This is a genomic window from Alcanivorax sp. REN37 (assembly GCF_041102775.1).
GTDB classification, from domain to species: Bacteria; Pseudomonadota; Gammaproteobacteria; order Pseudomonadales; family Alcanivoracaceae; genus Isoalcanivorax; species Isoalcanivorax beigongshangi.
In genome coordinates this window covers 837,306-849,351 of the sequence record NZ_JBGCUO010000001.1, presented here as the reverse complement: position 1 = coordinate 849,351, position 12,046 = coordinate 837,306, and the positions used below count along the sequence as shown (strand labels likewise).

At 63.7% G+C, this 12,046-nt stretch carries 10 protein-coding genes; 6 read left to right on the top strand and 4 right to left on the bottom strand.

Annotated elements, in window-relative coordinates:
• Positions 1 to 47 precede the first annotated feature (47 nt).
• A complete protein-coding gene (locus AB5I84_RS03775) occupies positions 48 to 686 on the bottom strand; it encodes a flavin prenyltransferase UbiX (protein WP_369454515.1) in 639 nt (212 codons plus the stop codon).
• 443 nt (positions 687 to 1,129) lie between these two features.
• The gene (mpl, locus tag AB5I84_RS03770) at positions 1,130 to 2,500 is read right to left on the bottom strand and encodes a UDP-N-acetylmuramate:L-alanyl-gamma-D-glutamyl-meso-diaminopimelate ligase (RefSeq protein WP_369454514.1); all 1,371 of its coding nucleotides are present in this window, start codon (positions 2,498 to 2,500) and stop codon (positions 1,130 to 1,132) included.
• Positions 2,501 to 2,639: 139 nt separating this feature from the next.
• Here mpl and AB5I84_RS03765 point away from each other — a divergent pair, with 139 nt between their 5' ends.
• On the top strand, positions 2,640 to 3,899 hold the full coding sequence (locus AB5I84_RS03765) for a 6-phosphofructokinase (protein ID WP_369454513.1): 1,260 nt from the start codon (positions 2,640 to 2,642) through the stop codon (positions 3,897 to 3,899).
• 93 nt (positions 3,900 to 3,992) lie between these two features.
• On the opposite strand, the gene AB5I84_RS03760 is transcribed toward AB5I84_RS03765, so the two are convergent.
• The gene (locus tag AB5I84_RS03760) at positions 3,993 to 5,513 is read right to left on the bottom strand and encodes a DEAD/DEAH box helicase (RefSeq protein ID WP_369454512.1); all 1,521 of its coding nucleotides are present in this window, start codon (positions 5,511 to 5,513) and stop codon (positions 3,993 to 3,995) included.
• Positions 5,514 to 5,715: 202 nt separating this feature from the next.
• Between AB5I84_RS03760 and ppa the strand changes: the two genes are divergently transcribed.
• Positions 5,716 to 6,255 (top strand): inorganic diphosphatase, encoded by a 540-nt coding sequence (gene ppa / locus AB5I84_RS03755; protein ID WP_369454511.1) that lies wholly within the window; start codon positions 5,716 to 5,718, stop codon positions 6,253 to 6,255.
• Between the two features lie 212 nt (positions 6,256 to 6,467).
• Here ppa and AB5I84_RS03750 read toward each other — a convergent pair whose 3' ends face one another.
• Positions 6,468 to 7,481, bottom strand: a complete 1,014-nt coding sequence (locus tag AB5I84_RS03750; protein ID WP_369454510.1) for a DUF2333 family protein — start codon at positions 7,479 to 7,481, stop codon at positions 6,468 to 6,470.
• 149 nt (positions 7,482 to 7,630) lie between these two features.
• Here AB5I84_RS03750 and dsbD point away from each other — a divergent pair, with 149 nt between their 5' ends.
• The 4 genes from dsbD (at position 7,631) to accC (ending at position 11,995) form a co-directional block, all read left to right on the top strand.
• Positions 7,631 to 9,499, top strand: a complete 1,869-nt coding sequence (gene dsbD, locus AB5I84_RS03745) for a protein-disulfide reductase DsbD (RefSeq protein WP_369454509.1) — start codon at positions 7,631 to 7,633, stop codon at positions 9,497 to 9,499.
• Positions 9,500 to 9,679: 180 nt separating this feature from the next.
• Positions 9,680 to 10,120 carry a type II 3-dehydroquinate dehydratase gene (aroQ, locus tag AB5I84_RS03740; RefSeq protein ID WP_369454508.1) on the top strand — a complete coding sequence of 147 codons (441 nt, stop codon included), beginning with the start codon at positions 9,680 to 9,682 and terminating at the stop codon, positions 10,118 to 10,120.
• A 41-nt stretch (positions 10,121 to 10,161) separates the two neighbouring features.
• Positions 10,162 to 10,635 carry an acetyl-CoA carboxylase biotin carboxyl carrier protein gene (gene accB / locus AB5I84_RS03735; protein ID WP_369454507.1) on the top strand — a complete coding sequence of 158 codons (474 nt, stop codon included), beginning with the start codon at positions 10,162 to 10,164 and terminating at the stop codon, positions 10,633 to 10,635.
• Positions 10,636 to 10,648: 13 nt separating this feature from the next.
• Complete coding sequence (gene accC, locus AB5I84_RS03730) at positions 10,649 to 11,995, top strand: acetyl-CoA carboxylase biotin carboxylase subunit (protein ID WP_369454506.1); 1,347 nt, start codon at positions 10,649 to 10,651, stop codon at positions 11,993 to 11,995.
• The last annotated feature ends 51 nt before the right edge of the window (positions 11,996 to 12,046 follow it).

The following is a 12,046-nucleotide window of genomic DNA, read 5'->3' as shown; positions in this document are numbered from 1 at the left end:
AGGGAGCCTTCCATCATCACCCGCTGCAGCGAGCACGCCACTGTGCTTTAGTCTGACTCGCCGGCTGCTGCTTCACCCCAGCGCGGCATCAGCGTCTGCGCCACGCCGAGCTGATCGAGAATGCGCGCCACCACGAAATCCACCAACTCTGCCACCGACTGCGGCCGATGATAAAAGCCCGGCGCGGCCGGCATGATGGTGACGCCAAGACGCGCCAGCTTGAGCATATTTTCCAAGTGGATCGCCGACAGCGGTGCCTCGCGCGGCACCAAGATCAGCTTGCGGCCTTCTTTCAACGCCACATCAGCGGCGCGCTCGATCAAGTTGTTGCTGGCGCCGGTGGCAATCGCCGACAGGGTGCCGGTGGAACAGGGGCACACCACCATCGCCGCCGGCGCGCCAGAGCCGGACGCCACCGGCGCGGTCCATTGCTCCAACCCGCACACCACCAGCCGACCGCCGGATTCGCCCACTGCCGCACGCAATGCATCAGCCATGGCGGCGGTGCCTTTGGGCAACTTGAGATCGGTTTCGGTACCGATCACCACGCGCGCCGCCTGCGACACCACCACATAGACCTCGGCCTGCGCGGCCAGCAAACACTGCAGTAAACGCAGCGCATAGGGCGCGCCGGAGGCACCAGTGATGGCCAGGGTGACGCGCAGCGGCGCCGGAGTTGTGTTCATGGTGTCCGTCCTCGTCAAGGGCGCGGCAGCTGCATGCTGCCGTCCGCCACTGCCGCCGCAAAAGCAGCGGCGACCTCGCTCATCAGTGTGCGCAGCGCCAGGCACTGCCTGTCGGGGCAGCGCGGGCCCGCCTCTAGGCTTCGACTGCCGCGGGCGACGTGCTCGGCAAAGCGGTGCCAATCGCTACGCCCAGCAGCGACGTAACGCCGCCGGCCAAGGCGATAGCCGGTTGACCTGAAGGCAGCGACTGGCAACGCTCAAATTCAGCCAGCGCAGCCAAATTGCGCGCGTAGGTCAGCATCGCAAGCGCCAAGCGATGAATATTCAAGCGCCGATCGCGCAAGCCCGCGTCCGCCAGCGGCCTAGCAGTCCCATACCCGCAGCGCCGTCATAACAGCTATCTGGATCGCTCCCCACGCCTCTAGCCGGTATCGGCACGGACGTCAGGCGCTTGGCGCCGCCTGCAATGCCGCCAACAGCTTGCGGTGCACACCGCCGAAGCCGCCGTTACTCATGATCACCACCTGCACCGGTTTGGCGCTGTGGCGGTAGCGCTCCACCAGTGTGTTCACCAACTGATCCAAGTCGCCGCTGACTTCGGCCGCCACCGGCGATGCCGCCACCACCGATTCCAGCGACCAGTCCATGCCCGGCGGCTGGTACCAAACTACGTGGTCGGCCTCGGCCACGGCATCGCTCAACTGTTCGCGGTGGGTGCCCAGGCGCATGGTATTGGAGCGCGGTTCGATTACTGCCACCACGGTGTCGTCGCCGACCCGGCGGCGCAGGCCGGCCAGCGTGGTGGCAATGGCGGTCGGGTGGTGAGCGAAGTCATCGAACACTGTCACTGGGCCAACACTGCCAAGATTCTCCATGCGCCGTTTGACGCCGGCGAACACGCTCAGCGCGGCGGCGCCGTCGGTGAGCGACACGCCACAATGGCGCGCCGCCAGCAGCGCGGCGACGCCATTGCTGACGTTGTGGTCGCCAGTGAGCGTCCAACGCACCTGCGCGGTTTCACCGTCGCTGTGAACGCTGAACAGGCTGCCGTCCTCCGCTTCACGGGTGACCGTGATCGGCGCCTCGGCGCCGAACCGCTCCACCTCGCTCCAGCAGCCCATCTCCAGCACCTGTTCCAGCGCTGGCTCGCCGGCGGGCAGGATCACCCGGCCACGGCTCGGCACGGTGCGCATCAGATGGTGGAACTGAGTCTGGATGGCCGCCAGGTCGGCAAAAATATCGGCGTGGTCAAACTCCAGGTTGTTGAGCACCAGCGTGCGCGGGTGGTAGTGCACGAACTTAGAGCGCTTGTCGAAGAACGCGGTGTCGTACTCGTCCGACTCCACCACGAACAGCGGGCCCTCACCGAGCCGCGCCGACACGTGGAAATTATCCGGCACACCACCGATCAAGAAGCCTGGCGTCAGGCCTGCATGCTCCAGGATCCAGGCCACCATGCTGCTGGTGGTGGTTTTGCCGTGGGTACCGGCCACCGCCACCACGTGGCGCCCGGCCAACACCTGCTCCGCCAGCCACTGCGGGCCGGACACATAGGGCAGATCGTGGTCAAGCACATACTCCACCGCCGGGTTACCGCGCCGCAGTGCGTTGCCGATCACCACCAGATCCGGCGCCGGCTGCAGATGTTCCGGCAGATAGCCGTTCATGACTTCAATACCGGCCGCCGCCAGCTGATCGGACATCGGCGGATAGACGTTCTGATCGGAACCGGTGACGCGGTGACCGAGGGCGCGCGCCAGTTGCGCCAAGCTGCCCATGAAGGTGCCGCAGATGCCCAGCACGTGAATATGCATGTTGTCCTCGTCGACGGATTCGGCAAAGGCCCGATTGTGGCAAAGCGCACCCGCGCTGTCGCCTGCCGCACCAAGATGGCAGGAGGCGGTGGCGGACAGTATCATGCGCGCACCGTGATCCAATGAAGGACTGAATAGCATGGCCCGCAAGAACGCTTTTTATGCCCAATCCGGTGGTGTCACCGCTGTCATCAACGCCTCCGCCGCCGGGGTCATTGAAGCGGCGCGGTCCAGCCGCGTGATCGGCAAGGTCTACGCCGGCCGCAACGGCATCATCGGTGCCCTCACCGAAGACCTGATCGATACCTCGAAAGAATCGCGCAGCGCCATCGCCGCGCTTAAGCACACTCCAGGCGGCGCATTCGGCTCCTGCCGCTACAAGCTCAAAAGCGTGGACGCCAACCGCCGCGAGTACGAGCGCCTGATCGAAGTGTTCCGCGCCCACGACATCGGTTACTTCTTCTACAACGGTGGCGGCGACTCCGCCGATACCTGTCTGAAGGTGTCGCAGTTGGCGGAAACCATGGGCTACCCCATTCAGGCCATCCACGTGCCGAAGACGGTGGACAACGACCTGCCGATCACCGATTGCTCGCCGGGCTTCGGTTCGGTGGCCAAGTACACTGCAGTGTCGATCCGCGAAGCCGCATTGGATGTCGCTTCCATGTGCGCCACCTCCACCAAGGTGTTCGTGATGGAAGTGATGGGCCGCCACGCTGGCTGGATTGCCGCCGCCGCCGGTCTGGCCCAGGAGCAGGAAGGCGATGCGCCGCACATCATCCTGTTCCCGGAAATCGCCTTCAACAAAGAGAAATTCCTCAAGAAAGTGCAGCAGACGGTGAAAAAATACGGCTACTGCGTGGTGGCGGTGTCAGAAGGCGCGCGCTACAAGGACGGCACTTTCCTCGCCGACGCCGGCACCACCGATGCCTTCGGCCACAAGCAGCTGGGCGGTGTGGCGCCGGTGATTGCGCAGATGGTGCGCGACGAACTGGCGCTGAAATACCACTGGGCGGTGCCGGACTACCTGCAACGGGCGGCGCGTCACATCGCCTCCGGCGTCGACGTGGAACAGGCTTACGCTGTCGGCCAGGCTGCCGTGGCGTTTGCCGAGCAAGGCAAGAACGCGGTGATGCCGGCCATCATCCGCGGCAAAGGCAAAACCTTCAGCTGGACCATCGAAGAAGCGCCGCTGGCCGATGTTGCCAACGTGGAGAAGAAGATGCCGCGTAACTTCATCACCCGCGACGGCTTTGGCATCACCGATGAAGCCCGTGCCTACTTGGCGCCGCTGATCCAGGGCGAGCCGGACACGCCGTTCAAGAATGGCCTGCCGGTGCACGCGCGGCTGAAATTGGAAGCAGTGCCGAAGAAGCTGAAAGGCAAATTCGAAATCTGATCCCCCATTCCGCCCGTTGTGGCGGAAATCGGGACAACAAAAAAGCCGCTGTCGATGACAGCGGCTTTTTTGTGTCGGCACCACCGCGCCGGTTTAATCCAGCGGCGGCGGGTTCTTTTTCTTCTTCGGCAGCGCGTAACCAGACTGGGTATCCGCAGCCACCGGACGCCGCGGACGATTGCCGGCTGGTTTGTCGCGCTTCGGCGCGGCACTGTCAGCACTGCGACGCGGCGCGTCGTTGCCCGCTTCGGCGGCGGGACGACGGGGCCGGGCAGCAGGTTTCGCCGCCGCGCCCTCTGCAGCGGCGGCCGGACGCGGCGTGCTGCTGCGTGCGCCGGACTTGGCGGGTGCCTTGGCCGCAGTTTTCGCCGGCGCCTTGCCGCTGCCTTTGGCGGCGCTCTTGGCGGCGTCTTTCTTCTTCAATTTTTTCTTCTTGCTGCCAGCCGCCTTACCGGATGCCTTGAGCTTCTTCGGCCCTTGGAATTTACCCGGGAACGCCTCGATCACACGCGCCTCGAACTGTTGGCGCAGGTAGCGCTGGATGCTGGCCATCAGGTTCCACTCGTGCGCCGCCACCAGCGAGATCGCCACGCCGTCACGGCCCTGACGGCCGGTACGGCCAACCCGGTGCAGGTAGTCGTCGCCACTGCGCGGCATATCGAAGTTGATCACCAGATCCAGACCGTCAATGTCGATCCCGCGCGCCGCCACATCAGTGGCCACCAGTACGCGCAGATCACCGTTGCGGAATCGGTCCATGATCTGCTTGCGCTCTTTGTGGTCCTTCTCGCCGTGCAGCACATAGATCTTTTCGAACTGGCTGCGCAATACGCCGGCCAGCCGATCAGCCTGCTCGCGGGTGTTGGTGAACACAATCACCTTGTCGTAGGGCTCATTGGCCAGCAGCCAGCGCAGCACCCGCTCTTTATGACCAAGATCGTCCACGGTGATGATCTGCTGGCGAATGCTGGTCTGCATGTCACGCACGCTGTTGATCACCAGCTCCTGCGGATCGCGCAGCACCGCCGCCACCACCTGCGCCAGCCCATCGCCGCCGGGCGTGGCAGAGAACAGCAGCGTCTGACGGCTGTCCGGGCAGGCCTGCGCCAGCCGCAACACGTCATCTTTGAAGCCCATGTCGAGCATGCGATCCGCTTCGTCGAGCACCAGCGCTTCCACATCGCCCAGCTCCAGCGTGCCGCTTTCCAGATGCTCCAGCAGCCGCCCGGGGGTGCCGATGAGGATGTCCGGGTTGCGACGCATGCGCGCCGCCTGCACCTTGAAATCCTCGCCGCCGATGATGGCTTCGGCGCTGACAAAGGTGAACGGCGTCAGCTGCTCGACACTTTTGGCAATCTGGCGCGCCAGTTCACGGGTGGGGGCCAGGATCAACACCCGCGCGCCCTTGCGGTGGTCCGGGTGACGCACCAGCCGGTCCAGCAGCGGCAGCAGGAAGGCGGCGGTTTTGCCGCTGCCGGTCTGGGCGGTCACACGCAGGTCGCGGCCGTTCAATGCCGCCGGGATCGCCTCCGCCTGCACCGGGGTGGGGGCTTGGTAGCCCAACTGTTCGACGGCGCGCAGCAGCCGCTCATGCAAGGGAAGTTGTTGAAACACAGAGAGTCCTCGGACCAATCAGCAATGCGCGCAGTGTACTGAGTTTGCCCGACCACGACACGCGCCACGGCGGCCGATTAGCGCCGTCATCAAACTGGTCATTTATCATCCCGTTACACAGTCGACGGCGGCCAGTGGTACAGAAGCGGCCCGGATTGGTATAATCCGCCGCCATTCGCCCCAGCCACCACTGAAGGACACCATGGATTACGCAAAAGTGCCGGTCGGCAAAGATGTCCCGAACGATATCAACGTCGTTATCGAGATTCCCGCCAACAGCAACCCGATCAAGTACGAAGTGGATAAAGACAGCAACGCCATCTTCGTTGATCGCTTCCTTGCCACGCCCATGTTCTACCCGGCGAACTACGGCTACATCCCCAACACCCTGTCCGACGACGGCGATCCGCTCGACGTGCTGGTGGTGACCCCGTACCCGGTGGTGCCGGGCAGCGTCATCCGCTGCCGCCCAGTGGGCGTGCTCAACATGAGCGACGAAGCCGGCGAAGACACCAAGCTGATCGCGGTACCACACGACAAGCTGACCACCATCTACAAGGACGTGCAGGAGTACACCGACCTGCCGCCGCTGCTGATCCAACAAATCAGCCACTTCTTCGAGAACTACAAAGACCTCGAGCCCGGCAAATGGGTGAAAGTGGACGGCTGGGACAACGCTGAGGCCGCACGCAAAGCGATTCTGCAGTCCATCGACGCCTACGCGATCGCCAACAACGGCTGATCTAGGCTGCGTTGTGAAAGAGCCCTGCTATGCAGGGCTTTTTTGTGGCTGTCCGCCACGCCCCATCGGCACATTCTGCACCCCAGCTCCTGCTTGCCGAGCACTGCCCGCGCGGTCGCCTGCGCCGCAACCAAAACGCCCGCTGCAATGCAGCGGGCGTGAGGTCCGAACCAGATGCCAGTCCGGCAGATGAAGCCAGCATGAAGGCGGCATTAACCCTGAGTGAGCAATACCCGCAAATCGATGATTTGGGCGTTGGCGCGGGAGATATAGTTGGCCATCACCAAAGAGTGGTTTGCTAACATCCCGAATCCGGAACCATTGAGGATCATCGGGCTCCATACCGTAGCTTGAGTGGCTTCCAACTCGCGAATCACCTGGCGCAAGCTGACCAGTGCATTCTTCTTTTGCAGCACATCGTGGAATTCGATTTCTGCGGCTTTGAAGAAGTGCACCAAGGCCCAACTGGCGCCGCGTGCTTCATAGAACACATCGTCGATCTTGCTCCAGGGGGTCTTTTCCACTTGGCCAACACGATCATCACTGCCGTCATCCAAGTCCAGCTGGGCACGCCCAACGCTAGCGGACAGCCGCAGCGACAAACTGCCAAGCCGGTTTTGCACTTCGCCGAGCCAGTAGTTGAGGTTGTCGGCGCGGGCGTAGAAACGGGCGTTCTCACCGGCCGGCGCCGCCAGCCGCGCCTGATAACGCTCCAGCGCATTGATGCCGCGCCGGTATTCGCTTTCGGTGGCAGGAACCGCCCAGCTCTTGTGGTCAAAGTTGAACTGCGGCTCCGCCACCGCCAAGTCCGGATCTTCCCGGCTCTGGCTTTGCGAGCGACTCATGTCACGACGCATCACCCGGGTCAGGTCACGCACCTGCACCAGCACGCCGAGCTCCCAAGCTGGCATGTTATCCAGCCACAGCCGGTGCGGCATGATGTCGTTGGACAGGTAGCCGCCGGGCTTGGTGAGCAGGGTGTCGGCCACGTCGATGAGCGAACCGGTAATGACTTGGCCGGCCACCTCGCGCCCTTCAGTGCGGACCGGCATCAGGTCCGGCTCCTGGCTCCAATACCAGCCAAGGCCGATATTCACCAACAGCAACAACGCCACCACCGCCAAAATGGTGCGTCCGAGAGTCCAGCGCCGGGCGCTGCGCACCGGCCGTTCAGCAGAAGTGCCCGCACCGCCAGCGGCGGCCGAGTAGGATCGTTTGTTGTTCATGGGAAAGGTCCCCGTGGTCCCGAAACAGCGTGCGCGCCCACGCGCGCACTGCGGGAAACTATATCAGACCCACGGGAACGTAGAGCACTCCGGCGGCACCAGCAGGGCAACCGGTCAGACACGGATATCACCTTAAGGGGGAACTGCGCATGAGGCTGCTGCGAACGATTCTGCTGCCACTACTGTATTGGTGCCTGGCCGCCACACCGGCCCACGCCAACCTGTTCGGCGACCAGCAAATTCCAAGACCGGAACAGGCGCTGCAGGTGGAAGCCTTCGCCAACCCTGACGCCCAGCGCGTGGACGTGATCTTCAGCCTGCTGCCGCAGGTCTATCTGTACCGGCAGTCGCTGGGCTTCACCTTGTACGACCAGCAGGGCCGAGAGCTGCACCGCTTCGACCCGCTGTCGCTGCCCGACGGCACTATTAAGGACGACGAAATCTTCGGCGAGGTGGAGGTCTACTTCGACCAGCTGACATTGGCGCTGCCACTGCCGGACGGCATCAGCGGCCGTACCGTGCTGACCGCCGAGTACCAAGGCTGCCTCGACAATGTGCTGTGTTACCCGCCTCAGGAAAGCCAGCTGGAGCTGGACTTCGGCGGTGCCGACAGCGTCGGCAGCGAACCGGCGGCCCACAGCGCTAGCGCCGGCACTGACAGCAGCGGCTTCTTCGATACGCTGCGCTCGCAGGACGCCAACGTGTTCTCGCGCTGGCTCGGTGAGCAGAACTTGGCGCAGGTGCTGCTGCTGTTCTTCGTCGGCGGCCTGCTGCTGGCACTGACGCCCTGTGTGTTCCCAATGATTCCAATCTTGTCCGGCATCATCGCGGGCCAAGATCAGCCCACCGCCCGACGTGGCTTTTTCCTTAGCACCGCCTATGTGCTGGGCATGGCGCTGCCTTACACCCTCGCCGGCTTGCTGGTGGCGCTGTTCGGCGCCGGTCTCAACCTGCAATTCATGCTGCAGCAGCCAGCGGCCATCATTGTCGCGGCGCTGATCTTTGCGGTGCTATCGCTGGGTATGTTTGGGGTGTTCACGCTGCAACTGCCGGCCGCGCTGCGCGACCGCCTCAGTGCCGCCGGCGACCGCCAACGCGGCGGCTCACTGGGCGGCGCGGCACTGATTGGCGCTATCTCCGGCTTGATCGTGTCGCCCTGTGTGACGCCGATTCTGGCCGGCGCACTGATGTATGTGGCCAGCAGCGGCGATGCGGTAACCGGCGCCCTGACGCTGTTCACGCTGGCGCTCGGCATGGGCGTGCCGCTGATTATCTTTGGCACCGGCGGCAGCCATCTGTTGCCGCGTGCCGGCGGCTGGATGGACGACATCAAGGTGTTCTTCGGGGTGGTGATGTTGGCGGTGGCGGCGTGGTTGCTGTCACGCATTGTGCCGGCCCCGCTGGCGCTGGCGCTGTACGGCATTCTGCTGCTGATTTACGGCGTCGCACTGGGTGCTTTCGCGGCCGACGCTGGCCGTTTAAAACGTGGCGTGGCCTTGGTGCTGGCGCTCTACGGCGCGCTGTTGCTGGTGGGCGCCGCGGCTGGTAGTCGCGACCCGCTACAGCCGTTGGCTCCGTTTACGGCACCGACCATGGTGTCGATGCCGGCTGCCGCCGGACCGGCTAGCCAGCCCGGTTCCGGCGCCTTTGTCGACGTCAAAGGGCAAGCCGCGCTCAATGAGCTGCTGGCCGACGCCCGCACCGAGGGCCGGCCGGTGATGGTCGACTTCTTCGCCGAGTGGTGTGTGGCGTGCAAGATCATGGAAGCCACCACCCTCGCCGACGCCAGCGTGCTGGACCGCTTCGCCGAGCACGATATGCTGCTGGTGCGCGCCGATATCACCGAGGTCAATGCTGACAACCAGGCGATCATGGCGCAGCACAACATCTTCGGCCTGCCGAGCTTCCTGTTCTTCGATGCCGCCGGCAACGAGGTGGCAGACAGCCGGGTGCTTGGAGAAATGAATGCCGGCCGGTTCCTGGAGCATCTAAATCAGCGGGTAATTCCGGCGATCTGAGGGCTAAAACCCCGTGACCGTGCGGTTCCAGTTGTAAGGAATCTTGTAAAACACTTTTCCTGCCCCGGCTTTGCCCCTAGTATTGCTGGTTGAATATTGCCCCGGACTTCCGGGGCAATTTGTATCCAAATCGGCACATTTTCAGCGCAGTTCATGCCTGCGCACGTGTTGGAGGTCCTGGTGGCGTCACTGCTGGTTCTGCACGGCCCGAACCTAAATCTGCTCGGTACCCGCGAGCCGGACACCTACGGCCATACCACGCTGGACGACATCAACGCCGAGCTGCGCCAGCGCGCGGCGGCCGCCGGCCACCGGCTCGACATCCTGCAATCCAATGCCGAATACCAGCTGGTGGACCGCATTCATGCGGCCGCCGCTGACGGCACCGATTTCATCATTATCAATCCCGCAGCCTTCACCCATACCAGCGTGGCGCTGCGTGATGCCCTGCTCGGCACCGCTATTCCGTTCATCGAAGTGCACCTGTCCAACGTGCACGCACGGGAAGCGTTCCGGCACCACTCCTATTTTTCCGACATCGCGTCGGGTGTGATCTTGGGCCTTGGCGCCCAAGGCTATTACCTGGCGCTCGAAGCCGTCTTCAGCCGCCTGGGCGACTGACCCGCCCGGGCCTCACTGACCACCCCACACAGGATCGTTCCATGGATATTCGCAAGATCAAGAAACTGATCGAACTGCTGGAGGAATCCGGCATTGACGAGCTGGAAATCCACGAGGGCGAGGAGTCCGTCCGCATCAGCCGCCACAGCCAACGTGGCAACACCGTGATGATGCCGGCCGCCTACGCTCCCGCGATGGCTCCTGCCCCGGCGCCGGCCCCGGCCGCGGCGGCCCCAGCTGCACCGGCCCCGGCTGCTGCACCGTCCGAGCCGCAATTCAACGGCCACGTGATGCGCTCACCGATGGTCGGCACCTTCTACCGCGCCCCGGCACCGGACGCGGCCAACTTCGCCGAAGTGGGCCAGCAGGTGAAAGCCGGTGACGTGCTGTGCATCGTCGAAGCGATGAAGATGATGAACCAGATCGAAGCCGACAAGTCCGGCACCATCGAAGCCATCCTTGTAGAAAACGGCGAGCCGGTGGAATACGACCAGCCGATGTTCACCATTGTCTGATCAGGAGCCGGCCATGCTGGAAAAAGTCGTAATTGCCAACCGTGGCGAGATCGCCCTGCGGGTGCTGCGCGCCTGCCGCGAAATGGGCATTCGCACAGTGGCAGTGTACTCCAAAGCCGACCGCGACCTGATGCACGTGCGCCTGGCCGATGAAGCCGTGTGCATTGGCCCAGCGCCGTCCACCGAGTCATACCTGAACATTCCGGCGATCATCAGCGCCGCGGAAGTGACCGACGCCGATGCCATCCACCCGGGCTACGGTTTCCTTGCCGAGAACGCTGATTTCGCCGAGTGCGTGGAGCGCTCTGGGTTCAAGTTTGTCGGCCCCAAAGCCGACACCATCCGCCTGATGGGCAACAAGGTGTCCGCCATCGAGGCGATGAAAAACGCCGGCGTGCCCACCGTGCCCGGCTCCAACGGCCCGGTCACCGAAGACGGTGAAAACACCGAGCGGCTGGCGGCAGAAATCGGCTACCCGGTGCTGATTAAAGCGGCGGCCGGCGGCGGTGGCCGTGGTATGCGGGTGGTGGAATCTGCTGAGCAACTGCGCGGCGCCATTGCACTGACCCGCACCGAGGCGCGCAACGCCTTCGGCGACGACACCGTGTACATGGAGAAGTACCTGACCCAACCGCGCCACGTGGAAATTCAGGTGCTGGCTGACGGCCAAGGCAACGCCATCCACCTCGGCGACCGTGACTGCTCGCTGCAGCGCCGTCACCAGAAAGTGGTGGAAGAAGCGCCGGCACCGCACATCCCGCAGCATCTGAAGGATGAAGTGGCGCAGCGCTGTGTCGATGCCTGCATCGAGATCGGTTACCGCGGCGCCGGTACCTTCGAGTTCCTGTACGAGAACGGCGCGTTCTACTTCATCGAGATGAACACCCGCGTGCAGGTGGAGCATCCGGTGACCGAGATGATCACCGGCATCGACATCGTCAAGGAACAGCTGCTGATTGCCTCCGGCCAGCCGCTGTCGATCCGCCAACAGGACGTGGTGATCAACGGCCACGCGTTGGAAGTGCGCATCAACGCCGAGGACCCGGAGAAGTTCACTCCGAGTCCCGGCAAGGTCAGCTACTTCCACGCCCCCGGTGGCAACGGCGTGCGGGTGGACTCTCACCTGTATTCCGGCTACTCGGTGCCGCCGTTCTACGATTCGCTGATCGGCAAGATCATCACTTGGGGTCCGACCCGCGACATCGCCTTCCGCCGCATGCGCAACGCGCTGGAAGAGATCGTCGTCGATGGCATCAAGACCAATATACCGCTGCACCGTGACCGCATCTTCCGCGACAAGAATTTCGCTGAAGGCGGTGTCGATATCCATTACCTGGAATCGAAGCTCGGCCAAAGCTGAGCTATCATGCACCGTTGCGCTGAACGGCCCGCTGCCCCGCAGCGGGCCGTT